The sequence below is a fragment of the Bacteroidota bacterium genome, assembly GCA_040388375.1.
In the GTDB taxonomy this organism is placed as follows: Bacteria; Bacteroidota; Bacteroidia; order UKL13-3; family UKL13-3; genus JAAFJM01.
In genome coordinates, this window is sequence record JAZKBU010000006.1 from 109901 (window position 1) to 135496 (window position 25596).

At 35.4% G+C, this 25596-nt stretch carries 26 protein-coding genes; 19 read left to right on the forward strand and 7 right to left on the reverse strand.

All coding sequences use genetic code 11. The annotated features are described in order from the left end of the window. Window positions 1-5 precede the first annotated feature (5 nt). A complete protein-coding gene (locus V4538_10370) occupies window positions 6-767 on the forward strand; it encodes a shikimate dehydrogenase (protein MES2381434.1) in 762 nt (253 codons plus the stop codon). A gap of 20 nt (window positions 768-787) precedes the next feature. On the opposite strand, the gene V4538_10375 is transcribed toward V4538_10370, so the two are convergent. Continuing rightward, complete coding sequence (locus V4538_10375) at window positions 788-1144, reverse strand: group III truncated hemoglobin (protein MES2381435.1); 357 nt, start codon at window positions 1142-1144, stop codon at window positions 788-790. A gap of 61 nt (window positions 1145-1205) precedes the next feature. After that, window positions 1206-2348, reverse strand: coding sequence for a DUF6588 family protein (locus V4538_10380; GenBank protein MES2381436.1), 1143 nt, complete (start codon window positions 2346-2348; stop codon window positions 1206-1208). 143 nt (window positions 2349-2491) lie between these two features. On the opposite strand from V4538_10380, the gene map reads away from it, so the two are divergent. Genes map through V4538_10395 form a run of 3 tightly spaced genes read left to right on the forward strand, consistent with a single transcriptional unit; the run spans window position 2492 to window position 5533 of the window. Then, window positions 2492-3283, forward strand: coding sequence for a type I methionyl aminopeptidase (gene map, locus V4538_10385; protein ID MES2381437.1), 792 nt, complete (start codon window positions 2492-2494; stop codon window positions 3281-3283). A gap of 18 nt (window positions 3284-3301) precedes the next feature. Further along, window positions 3302-4192 (forward strand): agmatinase, encoded by an 891-nt coding sequence (gene speB / locus V4538_10390; protein ID MES2381438.1) that lies wholly within the window; start codon window positions 3302-3304, stop codon window positions 4190-4192. Between the two features lie 51 nt (window positions 4193-4243). Continuing rightward, on the forward strand, window positions 4244-5533 hold the full coding sequence (locus V4538_10395; GenBank protein MES2381439.1) for a prolipoprotein diacylglyceryl transferase family protein: 1290 nt from the start codon (window positions 4244-4246) through the stop codon (window positions 5531-5533). 80 nt (window positions 5534-5613) lie between these two features. Here V4538_10395 and V4538_10400 read toward each other — a convergent pair whose 3' ends face one another. Beyond that, window positions 5614-6069, reverse strand: a complete 456-nt coding sequence (locus V4538_10400; protein MES2381440.1) for a hypothetical protein — start codon at window positions 6067-6069, stop codon at window positions 5614-5616. A gap of 132 nt (window positions 6070-6201) precedes the next feature. On the opposite strand from V4538_10400, the gene V4538_10405 reads away from it, so the two are divergent. From V4538_10405 to V4538_10435, 7 genes are all read left to right on the forward strand, one after another. Next, on the forward strand, window positions 6202-8262 hold the full coding sequence (locus tag V4538_10405) for a ComEC/Rec2 family competence protein (GenBank protein MES2381441.1): 2061 nt from the start codon (window positions 6202-6204) through the stop codon (window positions 8260-8262). 11 nt (window positions 8263-8273) lie between these two features. Beyond that, the gene (locus tag V4538_10410) at window positions 8274-9050 is read left to right on the forward strand and encodes an enoyl-CoA hydratase-related protein (GenBank protein ID MES2381442.1); all 777 of its coding nucleotides are present in this window, start codon (window positions 8274-8276) and stop codon (window positions 9048-9050) included. A 203-nt stretch (window positions 9051-9253) separates the two neighbouring features. Continuing rightward, entirely contained in the window at window positions 9254-10108 is an 855-nt protein-coding gene (locus V4538_10415; GenBank protein MES2381443.1) for an alpha/beta hydrolase, read from the forward strand. Further along, window positions 10108-10578 carry a sigma-70 family RNA polymerase sigma factor gene (locus V4538_10420; protein MES2381444.1) on the forward strand — a complete coding sequence of 157 codons (471 nt, stop codon included), beginning with the start codon at window positions 10108-10110 and terminating at the stop codon, window positions 10576-10578. Before V4538_10415 ends, V4538_10420 begins: the two co-directional genes overlap by 1 nt. Continuing rightward, window positions 10568-11161: a hypothetical protein gene (locus tag V4538_10425; protein ID MES2381445.1), complete on the forward strand. Its 594-nt coding sequence runs from the start codon at window positions 10568-10570 to the stop codon at window positions 11159-11161. The genes V4538_10420 and V4538_10425 overlap by 11 nt, the downstream gene beginning before the upstream one ends. 82 nt (window positions 11162-11243) lie before the next feature. Next, complete coding sequence (locus V4538_10430; GenBank protein ID MES2381446.1) at window positions 11244-11408, forward strand: hypothetical protein; 165 nt, start codon at window positions 11244-11246, stop codon at window positions 11406-11408. 36 nt (window positions 11409-11444) lie between these two features. Beyond that, window positions 11445-12047, forward strand: a complete 603-nt coding sequence (locus tag V4538_10435; GenBank protein ID MES2381447.1) for a GrpB family protein — start codon at window positions 11445-11447, stop codon at window positions 12045-12047. Between the two features lie 38 nt (window positions 12048-12085). Here V4538_10435 and V4538_10440 read toward each other — a convergent pair whose 3' ends face one another. After that, window positions 12086-16195, reverse strand: a complete 4110-nt coding sequence (locus V4538_10440) for an FG-GAP-like repeat-containing protein (protein MES2381448.1) — start codon at window positions 16193-16195, stop codon at window positions 12086-12088. A 266-nt stretch (window positions 16196-16461) separates the two neighbouring features. Between V4538_10440 and V4538_10445 the strand changes: the two genes are divergently transcribed. Beyond that, window positions 16462-17265 (forward strand): class I SAM-dependent methyltransferase, encoded by an 804-nt coding sequence (locus tag V4538_10445; GenBank protein MES2381449.1) that lies wholly within the window; start codon window positions 16462-16464, stop codon window positions 17263-17265. Between the two features lie 77 nt (window positions 17266-17342). On the opposite strand, the gene V4538_10450 is transcribed toward V4538_10445, so the two are convergent. Next, window positions 17343-18356, reverse strand: a complete 1014-nt coding sequence (locus tag V4538_10450; GenBank protein ID MES2381450.1) for a T9SS type A sorting domain-containing protein — start codon at window positions 18354-18356, stop codon at window positions 17343-17345. 235 nt (window positions 18357-18591) lie between these two features. Here V4538_10450 and V4538_10455 point away from each other — a divergent pair, with 235 nt between their 5' ends. The 7 genes from V4538_10455 to pbpC all read left to right on the forward strand — a co-directional run bounded on the left by V4538_10455 (window position 18592) and on the right by pbpC (window position 24319). Continuing rightward, on the forward strand, window positions 18592-19566 hold the full coding sequence (locus V4538_10455) for a HEAT repeat domain-containing protein (GenBank protein ID MES2381451.1): 975 nt from the start codon (window positions 18592-18594) through the stop codon (window positions 19564-19566). Between the two features lie 15 nt (window positions 19567-19581). Next, window positions 19582-19941, forward strand: a complete 360-nt coding sequence (locus tag V4538_10460; protein MES2381452.1) for a DUF4180 domain-containing protein — start codon at window positions 19582-19584, stop codon at window positions 19939-19941. A 74-nt stretch (window positions 19942-20015) separates the two neighbouring features. Further along, the gene (locus V4538_10465; GenBank protein MES2381453.1) at window positions 20016-20489 is read left to right on the forward strand and encodes a DUF1572 domain-containing protein; all 474 of its coding nucleotides are present in this window, start codon (window positions 20016-20018) and stop codon (window positions 20487-20489) included. 3 nt (window positions 20490-20492) lie between these two features. Further along, on the forward strand, window positions 20493-20969 hold the full coding sequence (locus V4538_10470) for a GNAT family N-acetyltransferase (protein MES2381454.1): 477 nt from the start codon (window positions 20493-20495) through the stop codon (window positions 20967-20969). A 37-nt stretch (window positions 20970-21006) separates the two neighbouring features. Further along, a complete protein-coding gene (locus tag V4538_10475) occupies window positions 21007-21363 on the forward strand; it encodes a VOC family protein (GenBank protein ID MES2381455.1) in 357 nt (118 codons plus the stop codon). A 42-nt stretch (window positions 21364-21405) separates the two neighbouring features. Continuing rightward, window positions 21406-21867: an SRPBCC family protein gene (locus V4538_10480; protein ID MES2381456.1), complete on the forward strand. Its 462-nt coding sequence runs from the start codon at window positions 21406-21408 to the stop codon at window positions 21865-21867. A 121-nt stretch (window positions 21868-21988) separates the two neighbouring features. Next, entirely contained in the window at window positions 21989-24319 is a 2331-nt protein-coding gene (pbpC, locus tag V4538_10485; GenBank protein MES2381457.1) for a penicillin-binding protein 1C, read from the forward strand. A 4-nt stretch (window positions 24320-24323) separates the two neighbouring features. Here pbpC and V4538_10490 read toward each other — a convergent pair whose 3' ends face one another. Both V4538_10490 and V4538_10495 read right to left on the reverse strand, forming a co-directional pair. Next, entirely contained in the window at window positions 24324-24809 is a 486-nt protein-coding gene (locus V4538_10490; GenBank protein MES2381458.1) for a low molecular weight protein-tyrosine-phosphatase, read from the reverse strand. A 75-nt stretch (window positions 24810-24884) separates the two neighbouring features. Then, window positions 24885-25595, reverse strand: a complete 711-nt coding sequence (locus V4538_10495; protein ID MES2381459.1) for a phosphatase — start codon at window positions 25593-25595, stop codon at window positions 24885-24887. Window position 25596: the final 1 nt, after the last annotated feature.

The window sequence follows — 25596 nt, forward strand, 5'->3', positions numbered from 1 at the left end:
CATTTATGAATACGGAAGTTTCATTTGGATTAATTGGAGGGCATTTAAAGAACACGTTCTCTAAAGATTATTTCAATCATAAATTTGCTCAGTATAAACAGCCTTTTTACTACGAAAACTTCCAACTTGATAGTATTGAAGCATTTAACACACTCCTAAAAAATAATGAAAACTTAAGAGGCTTAAATGTAACCATACCTTTTAAAGAAAGCATTATTCCCTACTTACATAAGCTGGATGATAGCGCTGCTGCCGTTGGAGCTGTTAATTGTATAAAAATAATAAAGACAAATAATCAAAATCAGTTAGTTGGCTACAATACGGATGTTTTTGGCTTTCAGCAATCGTTACAAAATTTTATTCCTTTAAATGAACCCCTCAAAGCATTAATAATTGGTACGGGAGGTGCTGCAAAGGCAGTAGCTTATGTTTGTAATCTTTTAAAAATAGATTTTTTGCTGGTTACTCATAATAGGGAGAAAGTAAATACCAACACTATTCATATCAACCAACTCAATGAAGCATTGGTACATGAATATAAATTGATTATCAATTGTACGCCATTGGGTATGTTTCCACTGGTAGACGATTACCCAAAAATTCCTTATCAGGTTATTTCAAGTGAACATTACTGCTTCGATTTAATTTATTTACCAGAACAAACCCTGTTTCTGCAAAAGGCTTCAGCGCAGGGGGCAGCTATAAAAAATGGGCTTGAAATGTTACAGGAACAAGCCAATAAAGCCTATGAAATTTTTATGGCTTAAGCATCTTTTAGGTAGGTTATTTATGCTCCTTCTTTTTCTGTCAGTTTCCAGCTAAATAGCAAGGCTAATTCTTTGGCTTTATTTTTTGCTTTTTCGGCCACCTCGCCTTGGTAATGTTCATCTATTACGGTACAAAATATTTCAACCCAAATATCAAAATGTACTTTTTTAATTTGCCTATTGGCATGTGCATCGTAAATATTTCCTTTAAAGCCCGGTTTATCAAGCAAAATAAAATACCAGAAAGCTCTGATTCTAGGCACATGGTATTCCCAATTTGTTTCTTTAAAAAAAGGGCCTAATATTTCATGCACGCTTACTTTTGCGTAAAATTTTTCAATTAAAATATCTATTTGTGCTTCGGTATTTAAATCCATAAGGTGTAAAAAAAGCTGCTTGAAAAAATTCAAGCAGCTTTTAAAATTTTTGCAATGGTAATTATAATTTAGGAATTGGCATTAACTGTTGAATATTAACAGCTAAGTTAAAATTAAACGTACTAAACTGATCTTTGCTATATGATAAGTTATACTCCATTCCTAATGCTACAGGGCCAAATTTGGTTCTGAAACCAAATGCACTTCTTAAAGCATTTAAGGTACTTGATAATTTTACAGGATCTGTAACATTTTCGGTATAGTTTTCAACAGTAGCTCCATTCTGACGAACGGAATGAACCGGATAAATACCTAACATAGCCATTTCTGAATTAGCACTGTTAAATACAACACTTGCGTAAGGTGTAAAAAACAATAATTTTTTAGAAATGATAGCGCCTACTTGCCAACCGCTGGTGGTAATTCTTATTTTTTGTGAGTTTTTGTATTCACTTTCGCTCAATGAGCCTGACGAACCATCTGATTGCATGTAATTATCGCCAAACTTATATTCCAATACATTGTTGGTATAGGTAAATATTCCTGATATGTCAATTGGTAATTTATCAACTCCCCAAATCCATTGGGTAAGGCTGTGTTTAACACCAAAACCATAACCTGACGAAGAAAAATCGCCTGCCTGAATAGGTAAAAACCTAATCATTATTTCTGTTTCTTTTACTATACCAACACTTAACTGAACAAAAGGAGAAGCACCTAAAGAAATAGGGGTATTTAATCCTTCAATACCTTTGATGGTGTCAATATCAATAGTTTGTCCGGGGAAAAGCGGGTGGTTTGTTTTTACTATTAAATCAACACTTTTTCCGTTACCTACTATGGTTGGAATTTTGGTGTCGTAAATACCATTGGCAGGCTCTATAACTAAACCTTTATTGTAATCTCTATTGGCTGCAACGGAAGCCAGTGTAAAACTTTCAGCATCGCTGTTAGTAATAGAAAAACCTACTCCTGTTCTAATATCAAAACCAAGAGGGCCTAAAGGTTTTGCGGTGCTATACCAAGCGTCATTAACGCCACTTGCCAAACCTTTTGTTAATGGGTTAAAATACCCGGTTAGTAATTTTGCAGCTTCTTCTTTACCCGAGCGAAGCAAACGTGCTGCATCGCTTTGAGCATGAGAATAATTAGCATAAGTGAATAGCGCGGTTAAACTAAGTGCTTTTAGTATTGTTTTTTTCATACGTATTTAAACTTTTAGCAAACATAAGCGCTAATAATTGTTCTTACAACACAATTAAAAAATAGGCTATACTATATATACAAAAACATAACATTGTTTGCTGTTTTAAAAATGCCTTAATTTGCTGCTCATTTTTGAAAATTGTGTCAAAGAATATAATAATAAAAACACCGGAACAAATTGAAGGGATACACCAAAGTTCCATACTTGCCGGTAAAACATTAAAAGAGGTAGCACCCTTTGTAAAAGCCGGGGTTACCACCAAATATTTAAATGATATATGCAACCAGTTCATGCGTGACCACAAGGCTATACCTGCTACGCTGGGCTATAAGGGTTATCCGGCTGAAACCTGCATTTCTGTAAATGATGTAATCTGTCATGGTATACCGGGGCCTTATGTGTTGCGTGATGGCGATATTTTAAATATTGACGTAACCGCTATTTTAAATGGTTATTATGGCGATACATCAACTATGTATACAGTTGGCGAAGTGAGTGAGTATGCACAAAAGCTAATTGATGCGACTAAAGAGTGTTTGGCTATAGGTATCAGGCAATGTGTGGTTGGCAACAGGGTTGGCTTTATTGGTACAGCTATTGAAAAATATGCTACTTCATTAGGCTATTCGGTTGTATATGAATTTTGCGGACATGGGGTTGGACTTAAATTTCATGAAGAACCCGAGGTGGCGCATAACCGACCTGAAAACTTAGGCCCTATTATGGAACCTGGCATGACGTTTACTATTGAGCCAATGATTAATGCGGGTAAAGCCCGTGCTAAAGTGGACAGAAAAGATAAATGGACTGCACGTACTATTGATGGAAAACTATCAGCTCAATTTGAACATACTATTTGTATTACCAAAACGGAGCCTTTTGTAATGACTGATGTTAGCAATGAATGGCCTGTTCCTAGTTCAATTTTTTAAAAAACTATTATTATTTAGATGAAATATTATAATCATAAAAAAAACTTTTTAGCTATTACCGAGGATGAGTTTTATAGCTATAAAAATTCAAAGTTTGTTATTCAGTCTGCTCCGTACGAATATACTTCGAGTTATTTAAGCGGTTCTGACAAAGGACCTGAAGCTATTTTAAATGCAAGTCATTTTGTAGAGTTATATGATGAAGAGTTAAACCAGGAAAGTTATAAGTTAGGCGGCATTTGCACTTTACATCCTATGGATTTTAAACGTAAAGTGGATGCAAAAGCGGTTAAGCTAATTGAAACGGAAACGGCTAAATTACTAGATGACAATAAATTTCCGATTACTTTAGGTGCGGAGCATACTATTAGTTTAGGTTGTATAAAAGCCATTAAAGAAAAAACACCTGATGTACACGTATTGCAAATTGATGCACACAGTGATTTAAGGGCTTCGTATAACGACAACCCTTATTCGCATGCCAGTGTAATGTACAGAGTGCAAGAGCTTGGTGTACCTTTAACACAAATAGGTATCAGGGCACAATGTATTGAAGAGGCTCAGTTAATTCAATCATCAAAACACATACATACTTTTTACGCTCACCAAATTCGCAATAATGCTAATTGGGCTGCTGAAGCGTTAAAAACTTTAGGCGATAATGTGTATATAAGTATTGATGCAGATGGATTTGACCCTAGTATAGTGCCTGCAGTTGGTACTGCTGAACCAAACGGTATGCTATGGAACGAAACCATTCAGTTTTTAAAGCAAGTAATTGCTACTAAAAATATAGTTGGTTTTGATGTGGTTGAAATAGCTCCTGTAAAAGGAAATATTTTAACAGAATACACCATGGCTAAATTGGTTTATAAATTAATAGGCTATTTAACGCTTAAAACTAAATAGCTTTCTATACTTTTTCAACGCCACTATTATATAAAATTATAACCGCAAAAAATGTACGCTTCATTAAGTGATTTATTAAAAGGTATTTTTGGAATTGATATTCCTTTACCGGTTCAAACATTTGGCTTATTGCTAGGGCTATCATTTGCAGGGGCTTTTATAACTGCCGTTAGCGAACTTAAAAGAAAAGAAGCTTTAGGCTGGATGCCTTCATCAACCATTAAAGTATGGATTAATAAAAAAGCCACTTCGAGCGAAACTTTTTTTGCAGTTATTTCATGGGCTTTAATTGGCTATAAGTTATTGGAAGCTTTTTTGCATTACGACTTATTGGTAGCTAATCCGCAAACTTTTATTCTTTCGACTAACGGAAGTATTTTTGGTTTAATTTTAGGTGCTGCTTATGGCTATTACACCATATATGATAGCAATAAAAAAATAGGCGATAAACAAGCCAGCCAAATTGATAAAGTGATGTGGCCACATAACCACATGTGGAATATATTATTTATAGCTGCTATTACGGGTATTCTTGGCGCTAAGGTATTTCATAACTTAGAAAACATTGATGAGTTAATGGCTGATCCTCTGGATGCTTTGATTTCGTTTAGTGGGTTGACTTTTTATGGTGGTTTAATAGTAGCAGCAGCCAGTATTACTTACTATTCTGTCAGAAATAATATTGATATTAAATACTTATCGGATGCCATTGCTCCGGGCTTAATGTTGGCCTACGGAATTGGTAGAGTAGGTTGCCATTTAAGTGGCGATGGTGATTGGGGTGTAATTAACTCTGCTTACGCACTAAACGATGCAGGAGAAATGATTAAAGCGGTACCGGGCTATTTCCAATCAAACGTATTACCTATGTACCAGGATTATTATGCGCATGAGTTTAATGGCCTGGCTAATGTAGAAGCTATTTACTTTGAAGGCTTTAGTTTTTTACCTGATTGGTTCTGGGCTTTTAATTACCACAACAATGTAATTAAAGCGGGTGTTGAAATGCCTAATTGTGCAGGAACGCATTGTTATATGTTGCCAAATCCTGTTTTCCCTACTGCACTATATGAAGCCATTGTATGTATTGGTCTATTCTTTTTTCTTTGGAGCATAAGAAAACGTTTTGTAAAACCGGGTACTTTTATTAGTTTTTACATGATAATAAACGGCTTTGAAAGATTCTTTATAGAGAAAATAAGAGTAAACACTACTTATGACTTATTTGGATTTCACCCAACACAAGCTGAAATCATCTCCACTTTAATGGTTGTATGTGGCGCTTTGATGTTTTACTATTTCAATAAACAAAAAAGCCCTGCTTCAAACGCTCTAAGCTAATCTTAACAACTTAAAATATGGGCATAAAAAAACGACATTATTCAAAAGAACAATGCCGTTTCACTCATAAATCTAAACAATTATAAGCCTCTAAACATTTCGGAAGTAGCCCACGGAATGCAGGAAAGGATAAGTAATAACCCTAAAGAGTAATAAATTAAACTGCGGGTATGTTTTACTTTATCTTCATAAGCCTTTTTGCTTTTTATTCTGCCAAACTGAATTAAAAAGGCTCCAAGTATATTTACTATTGGGTGTTCTATTACCATAGCACGCATTACTTTATCTTTCATAAAAACGGATGCACCCTGCGATAAAGCAGCCTGCACATTAGGGCTCACAAACCATAAAATAATACCTAACAATAACATGGTATGTGTTAAAGCAACTAAAATAGTAGCTGCGGTATTGTCGTCTTTACCAAAAGGTTTGTCGTTAAACTTACCATTAAGTGAACGGAAAATAGCGTATAAAGCGGCTAATAAGAAAAGCCAACGCAACCAACTGTGAATTAAAAGAATAGTATAGTATGCCATAAAATAACTAATTTATTATTACAAACATAAAGCACCTACACTTTAAAAATATTTAGTTAATGAACACTTTTATGCACCTTTTTAAGAATTTGTATAGCCATTTTACACTAAAACACTTTAATTGTGGTAGAAATGTTTGCAGGTTACTGGCACCACATACCTTTTGTAAGAGTTATTATACCTATGTGCATAGGCATTGGTATCAATATGTTTTTTCCAATGCCTCTTCTTGTTAATGGTATTGGGCTTATTGTTTCTTTTGTATTATTACTTGCAGTATGGCATTTCTCCAAGTATAAAATGCGAGGTATTTTATTCGGACTTTGCTTTAACATAAGTTGCTATTTTACGGGTGTGGCCATTCATAACAGTCATAACCATTTAAACTATGCAAACCATTATACTTACCATCAGGCGGAACAATTATTGGTAGAGGTAATAGAACCTGCTCAAATGCGTAAGCATAGCATTAAGTGTAAGCTACGGGTACTAAAGGTTTATAACCATAAAATAAGTACTGATGTTGATGGCTTTTTGTTGGCCTATTTTAAAAAAGATGCGGCTATATTGACCAAACTTAAATACGGAACGCATTTACTTATTCGAAATGATTATAAGTTAATCAATGAACCACAAAACCCTTATGAGTTTAACTACAAACGTTATTTAGGTTTCAATCAAATTTACAGGCAAATATATTTACAAGCCAACGACTTTTTAGTGGTTGACAATGACGGTGGAAATGGTATATGGCAGTTGGCTTATGGCGCACAGGATTTTTTCAATGTAGCACTCCAACAATATGTAAATGGTGCTACTGAAATTGCTATTTTAAAAGCGCTGCTATATGGTTTTGATGATGACATTGACCCTGACTTGGTAAGTGCTTATTCTAACACGGGAACTTTACATGTACTAGCGGTTAGTGGTATGCATGTGGGCTTAATATTCTGGCTCATTAATTTGGTGTTACGTTACTTTGACAAACGCCATTACCAACGTATGTTCAAAGCCATTATTTCCATAGCTTGTATTTGGGCCTACTCTGTTCTTTGTGGTTTATCGCCATCTATTTTAAGAGCCAGCGTTATGTTTAGTTTTGTGGCCGTAGGCAGTGCGTTTAAAAACAAACCAAACATATATAATACACTGGCAGCATCGGCTTTTACACTTTTATTGTTCGATAGCAATATGTTGGCTAATGTTGGGTTTCAATTGAGTTTTTTAGCGGTATTTGGTATAGTAAGCTTACAGAAATATTTTAAGCAATGGTTTAGTTTTGACACCTGGATTATGAATGAAATCTGGACTATTATCTCTGTTTCTATTGCAGCTCAACTAGCTACTTTTCCGCTTGGCTTATTATACTTTCACCAGTTTCCGGTTTATTTCATGGCGAGTAACTTATTAATTATTCCGCTTACCACTGTTATTATTTTTGTAGCTATCGGCATGATTGTATTAGCGGGTTTAACACAAGTCATTCCTGCTTTAAGTATTGCTACTTTAGCACTTGGTTATATAGTAAAGTACCTGATTGTGGCTACCAACTATATTGTGGTTTGGTTAGAAAAACTTCCGTTTTCTTTTATAGCCGGCATACATATTAATGAAATTGAAACAATACTCATTTTTGTGTTAGTAGCTTATACATGTAATTATTTTATCAGCAGAAAACAGTATTTATTTAAGTATGCATTGGTATGCCTGTTATTACTAGCTATTACACATACTATTGAGCAAATAAAAATAAGCAAACAACAATTTATTTGTTTGTACAATATCAATAAAACATTTGCTATGCAAATTTTTCAAGGCAATAAAAGCACTTTAATTGCTGATGCTTCTTTGTTAAATGATAAGGATAAATTTCATTTTCATATACAACAACATATTTGGGCATGTGGCATTGAAAGTGTTGACACCATTGCTTACACACAACCTTTGCAACTACAAATACAAAACACAACCATTGGCATTGATGCAAGTATTCACCCAAACACCATTAACATTTTAACACAAAAAGAAAAGATAGATACTACACCACTGTTTAAACAAAACGAATTGGTTTTGCTCAGCTCTAAATTGAACAACAGGCAAATGAAAGTATTGCTGGAAGTATTAAACACCAAAAATTTAAGTGCAAAAAATGTTTGCGAAAGTGGTGCTATTACCATTAATCTTGAACCATAAATAATAACCCTATGGATAATTTGGTTTTATACCATGTAAAGGAACGTGTTGGATACATAACCTTAAACAGACCTGAAAAAAGAAATGCTTTAAGTTTTGAGTTTGTAAAGAACATAAAACAAGTATTTACACAAGCTGAGGCAGATACTAACTGCAAGGTAATAGTGATAAAAGCCAATGGCGAAGCTTTTTGCAGCGGTGCTGATTTAAGCAGCTTGCAAAAAATGCAAAACAATACTTTTGACGAAAACTTAGCCGACAGTAAAAACCTGATGGAGCTGTTTGCTATGATTTACCAGTCGAAAAAGGTGGTGATAGCACAGGTAGAAGGTGCAGCATTGGCAGGAGGATGTGGCTTAGCAACCATTTGCGATTTTTGTTTTGCTACTACTGATAGTAAATTCGCTTATACCGAAGTTAAAATTGGTTTTGTACCTGCTATAGTAATGGTATTTTTAATTAGAAAAGTAGGCGAACAAATAGCTAAAAAAATAATGCTCACGGCCGAAATTATAGACTCTGAACAAGCCCAAGCATACCAACTGATAAACGAAGTAGTTAACTACGACCTGATAGAAGAACATGTATTTAACTTTGCGCAAAAGTTATGCAAGCAGGCATCGGGCGAAAGTTTAGCGCTTACCAAGCAAATGATAAATGAGGTACAAAACAAAACCTTAACTGATGCATTAAACTATGCGGCTGCTATGAATGCGCAAGCACGCCAAACAGATGATTGCAAACGCGGTATCAATGCCTTTTTGAATAAAGAAAAATTAAGCTGGTAGATAAAGACGTTGCATGCAACGTCTCTACATGCAGGCTATCGCTCGTGTGCCTCGAGTGATTATATACATTGGCATTTCGTCTATTAAACGATTCTTATCCGATAGCTATCGGACGAGAATCTAAAAAAATTTCTGCTAAGAGTGTAACATTTTTATAAGTACTGTATCTAATGGTCGAATTAAATTATTTAACCATGACAAAAATGAAAAAGTACTACATTCTTATTATCGCCTTATTATTTGCCGCTTTGTGTTTAAACGTATTCGGACAAACAAAACCATTGCCTTTTGAAGTTAAAAAATCGGGTCAGGGAAAACAATCTATTGTTTTTATTCCGGGCTTTGCCAGCTCCGGCCAGGTTTGGGACGAAACAAAAGCTGTATTCGAAAAAAACTATACTTGTTACACGTTTACCATGGCAGGTTTTGCAGACGTTAAACCTTTGGTCAATCAGCCTACATTTAAAGCATGGGAAACGGCTATAGCCAATTATATAAAGGACAACAAAATTGAAAAGCCTATTATTATCGGGCATAGTATGGGTGGCGGTTTAGCCTTAGCCATTGCGGCTGACTACCCTCAGCTTATTCAAAAAATTGTAGTGGTTGATGCATTACCATGCTTATCTGCTTTAATGAACCCCTCATTTAAAGCCAAAAGCAATAACAATTGTTCTGAAACGGTTCAACAAATAACGAGTATGAACGATGAGCAATTTAAGCAAATGCAAAAAATGACTATTCCACGCCTTTTGGCCGATACGATGAAACACGACTTGGTAGTAAACTGGAGTATGCAATCGGATAGAAAAACATTTGCTGAAATGTTTTGCGATTTCTCCAATACTGACTTAAGGGAATCAATTAAAAATATACAGTGTCCTTCGTTAATTTTACTGGAAGCTAATTTTAAAGGCATACACACCAGTATTGAGGAACAATACCGTAATTTAAAAACAGCCCAATTACAATATGCCAACAAAGGTTTGCATTTTATTATGTATGACGATAAAGAATGGTATTTTACGCAACTAAATAACTTTTTGAGTCCGCAATAATGGTTTTTGAAGACGTATACAAAACATATTGGCAAAGGATATTTCGTTTATGTATGGGCTATGTAAACGATTATGCTTTGGCACAAGATATGGCGCAGGAAACCTTTATTATAGTATGGCAACAACTACCAAAATTTAGAAGCGAAGCCAATATAGGAACCTGGATTTTTAAAATTGCATCCAATAACTGCTTGCGGCAAATGGAAAAAGAAAACCGTTTTACCAAAACTGATTTACCCCACAATTTAGCCGAAGAAAAACAAGTTTCTATAGAGCCACATATTCAGTTTTTGTACAAGTGTATTGCTGAATTGCCAGAAATGGATCGTATTATTATTTCACTTGAACTGGAAGACGTAAAACAAGCTGAAATAGCCAATATAGTTGGGCTTTCAGAAGCCAACATCAGAGTAAAAATTCATAGAATAAAAGAGAAACTAACGCAACAGTTTAAAAACAATGGACAATAATATTGATTTTAAGGATTTATGGAAAAAGCAAGTTGTCAGTGAACCTAACATGGATGATTTGATGCAAAAACTTAATCAGTTTAAAAAACAGAGTTTACTAAAATTGATAGTAACAAATGTTTTATTGATTGCTACCAGTTTATTCATTATATACATTTGGTACGCTTACCAACCACAACTCATCACAACCAAATTAGGCATTGTACTTGTTATTTTAGCTATGTTTATATACCTTATTGCGTACAATAAACTATTTACTGCTTACCAAACAATTGACAATACACAAAGTAATAGCGAGTACCTGCAAAAGTTAATTGGCATCAGAACCAAACAACAGTTTATGCAATCAACCATGCTTAACTTATATTTTGTGCTACTATCATCGGGTATTTGCTTGTATATGTACGAATATGCCTTAAAAATGAAAACAGAAAAAGCCGTTCTTGCCTATGCATTAACCGTTGCCTGGATTGCGTTTAACTGGTTTTATACAAGGCCACGACAAATGAAAAAACAACAATTAAAAATAAACGAATTGATTGGCCAGTTTGAAAAAATAAACAAGCAATTAAACAACGACTAAAACAAGTCACTAATTGTAAAAGTATTAAGCCCTTATGGAATTGCTACAGCAAAATTACTATTCTTGTATTTTACAGAAACACATGAAAAAAGCATTTCTCGTCATTCTTTTAATATTAAATGTAATAGTACTATTGGGTCAGATTTGGCCGGCAGGTGCACCACCTTTTGCAAGGGTAGTTAACATTATTTTCCTAACTGGCAGCTTTTTATTCTTTGCTTATTCAGTCAAAGATTTGAAGCAGTAAAATATTACTACAAATAGTACCGGCATACAACAAACAATGAAAGTTCAATTTGAAAAATACAACCCCGACTGGCCGCTTACTTTTGAAAAAATAAAAACAGACTTGTTAACCACCATTGGTTTTGTCAATCCAATAATTGAACATATTGGCAGTACATCGGTAGAAAGCTTATCAGCCAAACCTATTATTGATATTTTAGTTGGCTTAACACACGAAAATGACTTAGACCGGGTAATTGAACCTTTGGTAAAGGAAGGATATATTTATTACGAAATATACAATAAGGATATGCCTTACCGCAGGCTTTTTGTAAAGCATAAATCCAACGTGCAGAACTTGCATATGGCTAGTGTTATTACAGCCGACAATGAAATACCACGGTATACGGAAGAACACAAACAGCGGCTGGCTCATGTGCATATTTTAGCTTACAATACGGAGCACTGGATAAGACATATTGCTTTCAGAGATTACCTGCGCAGCCATCCAAAGGTGAAAGAAGAATACCAGCATTTAAAAGAAATATTAAGTACCAAAGAGTGGAAAGATGGAAATGAATACAGCCAGGCAAAAAACAACTTCATTAAAGCAGAGGAACAAAAAGCCATTCATTGGTATAGTGATAAAAATAAGTACTAAACTAATGGTTCTAGACTTCGCTCGAACTGAAAAAGAAGTTAATACTTAACCAATTTAAATGGTTCTTTTGTATTCATATCGGTATACATAAAATATACGCCTGCTGCCAAATGACTTAAATCTATTGCGGTTTCTTCCTGACTGGCTTCATCCGTCAATATTGTTCTGCCTAACTCATCATGGATAGTATATTTTAATGGTTCTTTTGAAAAGTGTTTAAGTACTATTTTTCCGCTTGTAGGATTTGGATACACACTGATATAAGCATTAGATAACAACTCTTGTGTGCCCATTTTTGAAACAGAAAGGTAGGCATAGTTGCTGGTATCAGCACAACTGTTGCTATTAATATAACACCTATACATTTCATTGTTTTGTGTCAGAGAAACATTGGTAATAGTTAATTCATTGCTATTAACTCCCGCATACTTGGCATTGTTACTTAGGTTTATATAATTATTACCTGTTTTTATTTGCCATTGATACAAGACACTGCTTCCGCTCACTACTAAACTAAATTTAGCATTACTGCCTTCGCTGGCAGAAACACCTGTTGGCTGTGTTAAAATAGCGGGAGCAGCATTAGCTTTTACTGTTTGGTTAGCGGTATTGGTACAACCATTGCTATCTGTTCCTGTTATGGTATATTGGGTATTACCCACCGGTAAAAAATAAGTGTTGTTGGTAATGCCACCATTCCATGTATATGTTTTTGCACCTACACCTGACAATTTAACCAAAGTACCGGCACATACTACAGCACTTGGCACCACATTGATAGTGATGGTTGGTTTAGGCAATACATTTATTGTTTTGGTAATTGTGCTTTTACAATTATTGAAATCGACAGCAGTAAGCGTATAAGTATGCGCATTATTGATGGCAAAATAATGATCGTTAATAATATCATCGCTCCAGGTATATAAGTGCGCACCAGAACCTATCAGTTTAACAAAAGTACCAGAACAAACTTTATCGGCAGGCACCTGCTCCACACTTAATACAGCAGGTACAAAAGTATTTACTGTTTGTATAAGGGTATCAGTACATCCACTTACATTATCAGTACCAACCAGTTTGTATTGATTAGTAGCGGTAACTATAAATGCTTTTCCATTTATAACTCCTTTATCCCACGTAAACGTATTGGCTCCCTGTGCGGTCAATGTTACAGAGTCGCCAATACAAACTGTACCTGCAGGATTGGCTATTATACTTAATGGCGCTATTTTAACTGTAACCAATTTGTTTACCATATTGGTACAGCCTGTTGTAGTATCAGTCCCTATTACTGTAAATTGTTTTGTTTGCTTAACAACAAATGGCTCTCCATTAATTACATTATCTGACCAACTGTATTTATGTGTTCCAACACCATTTAATACAATGGATGATCCTTTACATACAATAGAATCAGGCGCAACAACAGCACTTATTACGGGTAATGAATTTACTTTAACCGTTTGGTTATAGCTATTGCTACAGCCGTTGCTATCGGTTCCGGTTACGGTATATGTATCGGTCAATAAAGGACTAAAGCTAACACCATTGTTTACATTTTTATTCCATGTATATGTTTTTGCACCTGTACCTGTTAGTGTTACTGATGTGCCTTTGCATATACTATCGGCAGGAAAAGTACTCGCACCAACTATAGGCAATTGATTGACGGTAACTGTAACAGAATCCGTATTGGAACACCCACTAATTGTATCAGTTCCTATAACTTTATACTTTTGGGTAAATGCGGGTATAATGGCTGTACCACTTACAACACCTGAATCCCAAGTATATTTTGTAGCGCCAGTAGCATTTAAATAAATAGATTGTCCGGCACAAATAACATTGCCCGGTGTAACATTTGCCTCTACAAGTGGCAATGGTTTTACAAAAACAACAACTGATTTTGTATTGGTACAACCGTTGGTATCAGTTCCTGTAACAGTGTATGAACCAAAAACTGATACGGGAATAAACGGAAGCCCGTTGCTAACACCTGCATCCCAGGTATAAGTGCTTGCTCCCGCCCCTGACAAAACAACAGGAGAGCCTTTACAAACAGAGTCGGATGGAAAAAAACTAACACTTAAAACAGGTTTTTTATAAACCGTAATATATATATTTTCTGATTTCCGGCAACCATTGGTATCAACACCTACAACTGTATAAGTACCAGAACTGGAAGGATTAAAAGGTACTCCGTTGGTATTGCCCGTTACCCATATATAAGCATTGGCACCTGATGCAGTCAGTGTTAAAGGAGTAAGCGCACAAACGGCCATGGCTGATGCTGTTATAGTAATAACAGGCAGCGGCTTCACCTTTATTCTTACGCTATCTTTACTTGAACAACCGTTGGTATAAGAGCCTGTTACAATATAAGTGGTATCAAAAGTGGGTGATGCAATCACATTTGCCCCATTGGTAGAATTCAATCCAAATGCAGGACTCCACACATAAGTATCAGCACCTTTTGCTTTCAATAATGTACTTGATCCTTTGCATATAGTCTCTAATTCAGTGCTATCCTTTACAACAGGTGTTCTCTTTAAACGAACACTTACTACATCTGTATCAGTACAACCATAAGTATCAGTGCCTGTAACTTTATATGCTTTATAAACTGATTTAAAAACCTTGAATATGTTATTGTTTATATTGGTAATTAATAATTCCTTGATGCCATCATTATCCAGATCACCTGAAGTTAATTCGAACGATCCGGTACCTATGGGATATGTTAAGGTATCTAAAAATGAGTTAGCATTGATCACATTTTTCAGCCCTGCATTCCTGTGTATTTTAATGAGTCCTACATCGCTCGATACGGCTATATCATTTTTTTCATCACCATCTATATCTTCCACTAATAAGGAGCTGGGATATGCATTGGTATTAAAATCGACTTTAGCTTGTAGGGAACTTGTAGTAAGAGTGCCTGTGGTATGTATATTTTTAAATACTGAAATGGTATTAACAAAAAGATTAGTAATTACTACATCTTTTTTATTGTCCCTGTCAATATCAGCTACCGCTATATTATAAGGGTAGTTGCCTGTAACAAAATCAACTTTGCTGGCGAAAGAACTGCTGTTAATGGCACCTGAAGTGCTATTGTTTTGCAGAATAGAAATGGTATTGCTGGTGGAATTGGTTACTATAATATCCTCTTTGCCATCATCGTTCATATCAGTCATAGCAATATCAAAAGGTAAAGCTCCCACAGCAAAATCAACCCTGGTAGAAAAACTACTGCTTATAATACCTCCTACACCTGTATTACGCAAAACAGAAACAGTATTGCCTCCCTGGTTAACAGTAATAATATCCTTTCTCCCATCGCCATCTACATCGCGGATTACTAAATTCAGCGGATTAGTTCCTGTTGCAAAATCAACCTTTGTGGCAAATGAAGCTGTATTAATTGCACCGGCTAAACCCATATTCCTGAAAACAGAAACGGTGTTACCCAAATAATTTAATACCACTATGTCATTCTTGGTATCACCATCCATATCTGCTATTTCTATTCCCTGCGGGCCATTGCCTGTTGTAAAATTAACTTTGGCTTCTAAAAAGCTATCTACAATAGGCACTAAAGTTGATCCATATTTATTGCGGAATACTGATATGGTATTAGTGCTGTAACTACCCACTATTACATCTCTTTTACCATCGCCATCTAAATCGCCACTGGTTATGCTTTGCGGATTATTTAAAGTAAAAAAATGGCTTTGAAAAGCCATTAAATCATCATTATCTGTTAATGGTGCAGGAAAAGAAACTCCATTTATTACACCATTATTCCACGTATAAGCATTCGCTCCTGTACCTGTTAAAGTTATAGGTGATTTAGCACAAACGTAATCACCGGGACTAATTACCCCCCGCACATTTGGTTTCGGTCTTAAAAAAACATTTTTTACATATGTAGTTCCATTGCCGGATATATCTAAAGGTTTAACGGTTACAGCTCCTGAAGTAGTTCCAAATATTACATAAATAGAATCTGTATTTTGTCCGTAGCTAATAAAGGTGCCCGCTGGCACTGTCCATAAATAAGAAACCGTTCCAGGTACAGGAGTCATTTTATAAGCAGCAGCATAACCTATACAAACAGAATCGCTACCAGCAATCTGAGCTTTCATTTGCAAGCTAATCAGTATAAAAAAACATATCAATATCCTGCTTTTCATTTTTAATAAATTAAATGATGAACAAATGGCCACAAAGTAATACAAGCACTTTAACGAAGTAAGCCAATTATAATAATAGAAAAAATAGTAAAATTGTTAATAATTTATAAATTAATGGCGGTAAACACCCTTGCTTGTTTGCATACTCAGGGCAAATAAGTTTATTTGCCTGTAATAAAATATAAGGCTACGAAAGCCTGCTTTAACAACAAAACTAAATGACAACAGAAATAGATTACTTAAGTATTAATAAAGAATCGTGGAATAACAGAACGGATGCACACGTAGCTTCTGACTTTTACGATGTACCGGGTTTTATAAAAGGCAATACCTCGCTCTGCGATATAGAACTAAAATTGTTAGGCGACATAAAAGGCAAAAGCATTTTGCACCTCCAATGCCATTTTGGACAAGACACCATTTCATTACAGCGATTGGGAGCACAAGCAACGGGCGTTGACTTATCAGACAAAGCCATTGCAAGTGCCATTGATTTAGCTAAAAAAACAAATACCGATGCTCGTTTTATTTGTTCTGATATTTATGATTTACCCAACCATTTAAATGAAAAATTTGATATTGTATTTACCAGCTATGGAACCATAGGTTGGTTACCTGACCTTACCAAATGGGCTCAGGTAGTATCAAAGTATTTAAAGCCAAATGGGCAATTTGTGTTTGCTGAATTTCATCCGGTAGTTTGGATGTTTGATGACTATTTTAAAGAAATTGGCTACAATTATTTTAATACAGGCGCCATTGTAGAAACTGAAAGCGGAACTTATGCCGACCGCAATGCCGATATAAAACAAGAGTACGTAATGTGGAACCATGGCATGAGTGAAGTGTTAAATAGTTTAATTCAAAACGGATTGGAGATAAATTCATTTGATGAGTTTGACTACTCGCCATACAATTGTTTTAAAGAAACCGTTGAAGTAGGCCCAAAACAATTCCGTATTAAACATTTGGGTAATAAAATACCAATGGTGTATGCATTGGTAGCCACTAAAAAACAGTAATCGTTTAAAATAAAACACCCAACTATTTACGAAAAACAGTTAGGTGTAATGAGGATAGTCTTATTCTTAAATTAAAACTAGTTTTTTATAAACTTCTTGCTACTGGTACCAATAGCAGTAGTAAGCTTAACGAAGTAAAATCCGCTTGTTAAATGGCTTACTGCAATACCTGCACTGGTTTCATTTCCTTCAGTCAATAACTTTCCGGCAATATTGTAAACAGCATACGATAAAACCGGCTGTGCTGATTGAATATATAAAACATCGGTAACGGGCATAGGATATATATTAAAGCTATTACCATCCAATTCCTTTGTTCCTGTTTGCGGATTTCTGTTTACCCAAGTTATAAAGTTATGTAATCCTTTCATTGGGTTACTGTCTTTACTAAACAAGCAAGTACTGTTTATACTGGTACCGGCAATGGTATTATCCCAAGTGTGCGTTGCATCTGTCATGCGGGTAGCAAAATCAGTATTACTGGCTCCTTTTATGCCTACCGATAAATTATTACTTACATTAGCGTTTAATCCCATGTAGCCATAAGTAATTTGTACACGGTCATCTTCAAAAGCAAACAATTGCATTTGAATCGTCATGGTATCAGCACCATCAACATCGTTCAATGCATCAAAACGCGAAGTATTTTTCCACTCAATAATAAAGTTATCAATGCGCCCAATAAAATACTGAGGACCCGAGCGAATAGTAGTTGCAGGGCCAGAAATACGTGGATGCAAATCAATACCAAAAGCACATACTACACCCTTAACACCGGCAGGTAAAACAGCAGTCATGGGATTTGTAATACCAAACAACTCACTTGGTTGTGCAGGGCCAAACCATATAAAACCATTTTCCGAAATACCCACTGAGTCATAAAAAGCACCATTAAATTTAAAGTTGTAACCAATTTTCACTTTAGCCGGCAATACCATATCATCGGCAATGGTGTGTGTAGTTACATTGGTATCGTTAGGATCTAATTCAAATAGCTGTCCACCCTCTCTTATAAATTGGTACTGACTAATTTGCGCCATGCCTGCAAAGGCAAAAAATAAGGGCAATATGCTTGTAATAATACGTTTCATGTTATGTATAAAATTTAGGGGTGCAAATAAACAACATCAACTATTTAATTTATGTAAAGAATTAATCCAACCCGTGTTTGTTTGTAATGAACGCCATAAATAAATGTTTAAACCATTTTACACATCACACTTTTTGTTCTTGTTAGCCTGTTGAATTTTAAAACTTACAGGTATTCAAAACTTATTTGCAAACTACCCGTAAATGAATTTATTTGCTTGTAGTAAATATCAAAATATGACAATAGACCCTTACTTGGCTGACTTAATAGATAGAATGACTGACCGTTCGGACAGCATAATAGATATGCCTGATGGGACAAAGCAATCAAACTCACATGCAAAATTTTACAATGCATATATAGAAGCAAAAGCATTAAACAATACTGCCTATTTTGAACAGCTAAAACATTTTATTGAAAAAACAAAAAAGGAAGATTTAAAACAAAAAGCTTATGCGATTTTAATATCCATCTATGCAAACACCGGGGAAGAAAGCATTATAAACTATGTACTCGACAGGCTTGCTGTGGAGCAAAAAGAATGGACACTTCATACTATTTTATTCGAAATTGAGCACATGAAGAATCCATTGCCAAGCCATATATTTATTGATAATATTCTACATTTAACAACCAATAAAAAACATATAGTCCGCGATAATGCTATAACCTGCTTAAAAAACACAAACAATACCAAAGCGGAAGAAAAGTTAATTGAAATAATCAGCCATGCCACCGACCCATTTCAGTTAACTTATGCTAACGGTACATTAGCAAAAATAGGAACCCAAAAATCAATACCCTATTTACAAAAACTAACAAACCATAAGCAACAAAATGTAGCAGCAAGTGCATTGGGTGCTATTTTAAAGCTGTCTGACAGTTCTTATTTGCCTTTATTTATTGAACACCTTGAAAATGGAAAACTAAAATACTTAGGATTGGAAGGAGTTATTAGATATGGCGATAAAGATGTTGTTCCCATAATTGAAAAACGAGTAAAAGAACTTGTATCTAAAAAGAGAGCAATGCAGCTATATTTATCAAAAGACGAAACTGAACTAACCTTTGCAATGCGTTTTCTGACAAACTACGTAGCAGAATTTAACAGTATAAAAAACCTGTATCAGTTACTCATTACAAAAAAGGCGGCCCTGCTTTGGAACAATGAAATACAATGGTTGAACGACAATAAAAAGAGTTTTGAATAAAAACATTAACACCAAATGAAAATTGAAACACACCATATAAAAAATACAAAAATTGCCGAAGTTATTTCTACTGATACCATTATAAAAAGGGCTGAGGATGGATTGGATTTATTAGGTAATTTATACTATCAGGACTTTGATAAAATAATTATACATCAACACAATATTACTCCTGATTTTTTTGATTTAAAGACTGGCATAGCAGGCGATATACTGCAAAAGTTTTCAAACTACAGAGTACGTTTGGCTATAGTTGGTAATTTTACCCACTATACTAGCAAAAGCATAAATGACTTTATATTTGAGAGCAACAAAGCAGGGCAAATTAGTTTTGTAAATTCAACCGAAGAGGCCATCAATAAACTTTCAAGTTAAGCTTACAACAATACATTTCCCTTGAGTAATTTTCCCATCAATGTAAAACACTGGCAAAGCAAAATACAAAGTATATGAATTTAACTAAACAAATAGCAAAGCATGTAAGAGATGTTCATTTTGGAGGCAACTGGACTACCTCCAACCTGAAAGATAATTTAGCCGGTGTTACATGGCAACAAGCCACTACGCAAGTATATTCATTCAATACCATTGCAACGCTTGTTTTCCATATAAACTATTATGTAAGTGCCGTACTAAAAGTATTACAAGGCGAACCACTACAAGCACACGATAAATTTAGTTTTGATTGTCCACCTATTCAATCACAGGCAGACTGGGAACAATTACAGCAAAAAGTGTGGACAGATGCAGAAACCTTTGCTAACTTAATAGAGCAGCTACCTGAAAACAAGTTACTCGATTTTTTTTCAGACGAAAAATATGGAAACTACTTTAGAAATTTACATGGCATTATTGAGCATACCCATTACCACCTTGGGCAAATTGCCTTAATCAAAAAAATAGTATTACATAACAATAACTAAACCATGCTAATCAGACAATATACTCCTGCCGACAGACTCCAATGCATAGACATATTCAATAGCAATTGTCCAACCTATTTAGACCCGAGTGAAATAAATGGATTAGAGAATTGGCTCAATGGCTTAGATAAAGGAGAAATAGTATATAAAAATTCCGCTGCTGATTTCTTTTATGTAGTAGAACATAACAATACCGTAATAGCCTGCGGTGGATTTTATATTGTTAAAGACAAACAACAAGCCAACATGACCTGGGGTATGGTTAACAACTTATGCCATAAACAAGGTTATGGCAAACAATTGTTTCAATACCGTGTAATACAAATAAAAAAACTATTCCCTACACATAGTATTGTACTAGACACCTCTCAACATACCTATCCTTTCTTTGAGCGATTCGGTTTCACTGTAACCAATATAATACCCAATGCTTACGGCCCCGGGCTAGACAGATACGACATGATTAATACCGGACAATAACTTAAGAAAATTTACATTTACAACGAATAAAACCATTATGCTGACAGCAATAAACCCTAAATTACCGATGCGCGATAAAGCCACCACAAAAGACTTTTACCTGAATAAATTAGGGTTTAAAGAACTGGGAAGTGCTGATTTTGACGGCTACTTAATGGTAGCTAAAGACAATATAGAAATTCACTTTTTTGAGTTTAAAGCACTTGACCCAAAAGAAAATTACGGGCAGGTTTATGTAAGAACAAACAGCATTGACAGTTTGTACCAAGAGATGTTAGACAACAAAGTGGAGATACATCCCAACGGACATTTGCAAACCAAACACTGGCAACAAAAAGAATTCTCCATACTTGACCCGGACAACAATTTACTGACCTTCGGGCAAAGTTTATGAACCGATATTAAATGACAAAAGAAAATTAATAATCTTACAAAAATGACTTCAGAAATTATTACTACAACACCAGACTGCGAAATTGTAAGCACTAGAATTGTTAACGCACCAAGAGAACTTGTATATAAAGCATGGACAGACCCAAACCATTTAAAAAACTGGTGGGGGCCTAAAGGCTTTACCAATACGTTTAACGAGTTTGACTTAAGACCGGGTGGAAAATGGAGTTTTATTATGCATGGACCCGACAAAGGAAATTATGCCAATGAATGTGAATTTATAAAGATAGAAAAGCCTGCACTTATTGCCTGGAAACGATTTTCCAAACCATTATTTCAAGTACTGGCAACATTTGAAGAAGTAGCAGACAACAAAACAAAAATTGTTTTTAAAATGCTTTTTGATTCAGCAGACGAATGCAACAAACTAAAAAAATTTGTACCCGAAAAAAATGAAGAAAACTTCGACAAGCTGGAAGATGAATTAATAAAAATGACCTTATAGTAGAGCCGTTGCACACAACGACCCTACCAGTTTGAAACAATAGCCTAAAAAATTTGATGTAAATAAATAGTTTTGTGATTTACAATTGCGCTTCCTAAAAAAACATATATACAAACTCCTGTTGCTACTGCTGGCAGTATGGTTTTATTTGTTACTACCCAAGCCCTTATTTAAAGTACCATATAGCCTTGTATTGTTCGATGAACAAAACAACCTGTTACAAGCCCAGATAGCACGTGATGGTCAGTGGCGGTTTCCGCAAGCCGACTCCACTCCTTTTAAATTTAAACAATGCCTTATCCAATATGAGGATAAAAGATTCAACTACCACTTTGGTATAGATGTATTAGCATTGGGTAGAGCCATTCAGCTCAATACAAGCAAAGGTAAAACAGTAAGCGGAGCCAGTACCATTACCATGCAGGTAGCGCGTATGAGCAACCACGGTAAACGCACCATATGGAATAAAATATATGAGTTGCTATTAGCCATTCGCATTGAATGTAGTTTCTCCAAAAATGAAATCATTAACCTATATGCATCACATGCACCATTTGGTGGCAATGTGGTAGGTTTAGAAGCTGCCAGTTGGCGTTATTACCAACGTCCTGCCCATTTACTCAGTTGGGCAGAAACCGTAAACCTAACCATATTACCCAATGCACCATCTATTATTCATCCATCAAAAAACAGGGATTGGCTACTCAAAAAACGCAACCAATTATTAGATAAACTTTTACTGGCGCATATTATAGATGCAGAAACCAATCGCTTATCAAAACTAGAACCCATACCCGATAAGCCCGGCAACTTGCCACAAAATGCACCACACCTTATACAGAATATTCAAAAGCAACTCAAAAAAGCCAAAGAACCTAACAGCGTTGTTAAAACCAGTATCAATACCTATTGGCAACAACAGGTAAACCAAATACTATTTGCCCACCACAAAGCTTTAAGTGCTAATGGTATTCAAAATGCATGTGCCATGGTAGTGCATGTGCCCACAGGTACCATTAAAGCTTATATTGGTAATATATACAAACCACGCGAAAATACATTTGACAACTATGTAGATATTATACAAGCAAGCAGAAGTCCGGGTAGTATTTTAAAACCTTTACTATACGAAGCCATGTTAGAAGATGGCATTATATTACCCAAAACATTAATAAACGATATACCTACCCAAATAGCAGGTTATTCACCACAAAATTTCGATTTGGGTTACAGTGGTGCAGTACCCGCTAATTTAGCTTTATCGCGCTCCTTAAACGTACCTGCTATACGTATGTTAAATGCTTACAAGTACCAACGTTTTTACGAGCGTTTAAAAATGTTAGGCATTACAACCCTTACCAAACCATCGCCATATTATGGCTTAGCACTTATATTGGGTGGCTCGGAAAACACCATGTTTGAGTTAGTTTCCGTTTACGCTAACATGGCAAGGCTATTAAACAATTACCATAGTCAGGCTGGTCATTATAACAATGCACATTGGTTTAATGCAGGTTATACTTACCAGGCCATTAGCCAAACCCCATTTATGCAGCTACCTACTTTTGGAAAAATGAATGCGGCATGTGTATACCAGACTTTCGAGGCTATGGACGAAGCCATGCGCCCCGGTGATGAAGCCCTGTGGCAACAATTTGAAAGCAGCAGAAAAATAGCTTGGAAAACAGGCACCAGCTTTGGTTTCAGAGATGCCTGGAGCATAGGCATAACACCCGAATACGTAGTAGCCGTATGGGCAGGCAATGCCGATGGACAAGGCCGTGCCGGTTTAATTGGCGTACAGGCAGCAGCACCCATTATGTTTGATATATTTAAAATACTACCACGTACTACTTGGTTTGAGCCTCCGTTTGACGAAATGAAACAAAGCCTGATATGCCACCAAAGCGGCTATAAAGCCAATCCTTACTGCACACAAACAGATACCCAATACATAGCCAAACAAGGCGAAAGAACAGCAGTTTGCCCTTTTCATGAATTAATACATATTGATAAAAAAAGTAAACTGCGTGTAAACAGCAATTGCGAAAGTGTAAGTAATATGGAACATATACCTTGGTTTATTTTACCACCTTCCATTGAGTATTATTACCGTGCCAGTCACCCCAATTACAACACTTTGCCACCTTACAGAAACGATTGTAGCGATGGTAGCAATAAACAGGTTATGGAATTAATCTATCCTAAAAAATCGAACAAAATATTTATTCCTATAGAGCTAGATGGAACAACCGGCAAAGCCATTTTTGAAATTGCCCATAAATATACCGATGCTAAAATATACTGGTATATTGACGAAGCCTTTATGGGCACTACAGAAAAATTTCACGAATTGGCTGTTAAATCAAAACCGGGCAAACACAGCTTAACCGCAACGGATAACAAAGGAAACAGTATTGCTATTAATTTTGAAATAATAAACAGGGAGTAAATAACTAAAGGGCAATGCTTTTTTCTTCCACAATAGCTTGCAGCAAATTTTTAGTACAATCTTTCAATAGTTTATGTACCTCTTCAAAATCTTTGGTAGTGCCGTAATACGGATCAGGAATAATTTCTTCCGTTATGTTTTTCGAATCGTAATGGCGCATCATTAATACCTTGGCTGTACCTTGTAATGGTTTTAACATAATTATATTCTGGTAATTTGTTTTATCCATAGCCACTATATAATCAAAGCTAAAAAAATCGTTGGCAACAAATTGTCTGGCCTTATGGCTAAGTGAAAGACTATCTTGTCTAACAGCCATTTCCCTGGTTCTTTTATCGGCTAACTCGCCTAAATGATAAGCTGCAGTACCGGCAGAATCTATTGTAAAAAAATCTTTTAAGCCTTGTTCGTTCACATGCATTTTAAACAGACCTTCCGCTAGTGGCGACCTGCATATATTACCCAAACAAACAAAAAGCACCGAAATCATTGTTGCAAATATGATTGATTAATTGAAATAAACTATTGCTTATACGTGTACACTATTAACAATTTATTCAATACTTTATAAAGTGGTATCAGCTTTCACATGATTTCCTTCCATTGTAAAAAATGCTGTAGGCAAAGTTTGACGTTGTGTAATGTAAGCAGCATACGTATCGCTATAGGCTGTTCTGTGTTGCATAATACTGTTGTAAGTTCCGCTTAAACCTATCATCATTTCACAAGCTTCTCTTACCGCAAAATTGCCACTTTCGTGTGCGGTTATATAATCGGCCAATTGGTTATTTATTACATAGTTTTTAAACAAAGGATTGGCCTTTCTGTTAATTAACACACGCACACCACAAACCTCGGCCATACTCAAATCCAACACATCGTCAAACATATAACATACCTCCTCAGGTTTTATGTCATGCTGCTGGCAAAAATGTTGCAAGGCTATTATTTTATTAGGCACTTTGTAATACGAGGCATCAAAATGTTCTCGCTGGCAAAAGTAAAAAGCCATTTCGTTTTTCTCTCCCGATATAATTGCTGTTTTAGGTAACACATCGTTTAACAAATAATGGTTAAACCGAATCAGATTAGTTCCCATACTATCGGCTTCGTTAAAATTAGAGCTTTTGTTTTCATTCTTAACGGCATTGTTAAACACACCATCCCAGTCAAAAATAAAAGCTTTAATGGTTTTTAACTTATCAGCCAACTGAGAAGCTGGTGTACAAAAAGTACCGCCAATATTAGAAAAAACCAATGCTACATCGCTAATCATA

What these genes read in the sequence shown, in the direction of transcription:
- V4538_10370 (MES2381434.1), top strand. Translation starts at nt 6, where the DNA reads ATGAATACGGAAGTTTCATTTGGATTAATTGGAGGGCATTTAAAGAAC.
- V4538_10375 (MES2381435.1), bottom strand. Translation starts at nt 1,144, where the DNA reads ATGGATTTAAATACCGAAGCACAAATAGATATTTTAATTGAAAAATTT.
- V4538_10380 (MES2381436.1), bottom strand. Translation starts at nt 2,348, where the DNA reads ATGAAAAAAACAATACTAAAAGCACTTAGTTTAACCGCGCTATTCACT.
- speB (MES2381438.1), top strand. Translation starts at nt 3,302, where the DNA reads ATGAAATATTATAATCATAAAAAAAACTTTTTAGCTATTACCGAGGAT.
- V4538_10395 (MES2381439.1), top strand. Translation starts at nt 4,244, where the DNA reads ATGTACGCTTCATTAAGTGATTTATTAAAAGGTATTTTTGGAATTGAT.
- V4538_10400 (MES2381440.1), bottom strand. Translation starts at nt 6,069, where the DNA reads ATGGCATACTATACTATTCTTTTAATTCACAGTTGGTTGCGTTGGCTT.
- V4538_10405 (MES2381441.1), top strand. Translation starts at nt 6,202, where the DNA reads ATGTTTGCAGGTTACTGGCACCACATACCTTTTGTAAGAGTTATTATA.
- V4538_10410 (MES2381442.1), top strand. Translation starts at nt 8,274, where the DNA reads ATGGATAATTTGGTTTTATACCATGTAAAGGAACGTGTTGGATACATA.
- V4538_10415 (MES2381443.1), top strand. Translation starts at nt 9,254, where the DNA reads ATGAAAAAGTACTACATTCTTATTATCGCCTTATTATTTGCCGCTTTG.
- V4538_10420 (MES2381444.1), top strand. Translation starts at nt 10,108, where the DNA reads ATGGTTTTTGAAGACGTATACAAAACATATTGGCAAAGGATATTTCGT.
- V4538_10425 (MES2381445.1), top strand. Translation starts at nt 10,568, where the DNA reads ATGGACAATAATATTGATTTTAAGGATTTATGGAAAAAGCAAGTTGTC.
- V4538_10430 (MES2381446.1), top strand. Translation starts at nt 11,244, where the DNA reads ATGAAAAAAGCATTTCTCGTCATTCTTTTAATATTAAATGTAATAGTA.
- V4538_10435 (MES2381447.1), top strand. Translation starts at nt 11,445, where the DNA reads ATGAAAGTTCAATTTGAAAAATACAACCCCGACTGGCCGCTTACTTTT.
- V4538_10440 (MES2381448.1), bottom strand. Translation starts at nt 16,195, where the DNA reads ATGAAAGCTCAGATTGCTGGTAGCGATTCTGTTTGTATAGGTTATGCT.
- V4538_10445 (MES2381449.1), top strand. Translation starts at nt 16,462, where the DNA reads ATGACAACAGAAATAGATTACTTAAGTATTAATAAAGAATCGTGGAAT.
- V4538_10450 (MES2381450.1), bottom strand. Translation starts at nt 18,356, where the DNA reads ATGAAACGTATTATTACAAGCATATTGCCCTTATTTTTTGCCTTTGCA.
- V4538_10455 (MES2381451.1), top strand. Translation starts at nt 18,592, where the DNA reads ATGACAATAGACCCTTACTTGGCTGACTTAATAGATAGAATGACTGAC.
- V4538_10460 (MES2381452.1), top strand. Translation starts at nt 19,582, where the DNA reads ATGAAAATTGAAACACACCATATAAAAAATACAAAAATTGCCGAAGTT.
- V4538_10465 (MES2381453.1), top strand. Translation starts at nt 20,016, where the DNA reads ATGAATTTAACTAAACAAATAGCAAAGCATGTAAGAGATGTTCATTTT.
- V4538_10470 (MES2381454.1), top strand. Translation starts at nt 20,493, where the DNA reads ATGCTAATCAGACAATATACTCCTGCCGACAGACTCCAATGCATAGAC.
- V4538_10475 (MES2381455.1), top strand. Translation starts at nt 21,007, where the DNA reads ATGCTGACAGCAATAAACCCTAAATTACCGATGCGCGATAAAGCCACC.
- V4538_10480 (MES2381456.1), top strand. Translation starts at nt 21,406, where the DNA reads ATGACTTCAGAAATTATTACTACAACACCAGACTGCGAAATTGTAAGC.
- V4538_10490 (MES2381458.1), bottom strand. Translation starts at nt 24,809, where the DNA reads ATGATTTCGGTGCTTTTTGTTTGTTTGGGTAATATATGCAGGTCGCCA.
- V4538_10495 (MES2381459.1), bottom strand. Translation starts at nt 25,595, where the DNA reads ATGATTAGCGATGTAGCATTGGTTTTTTCTAATATTGGCGGTACTTTT.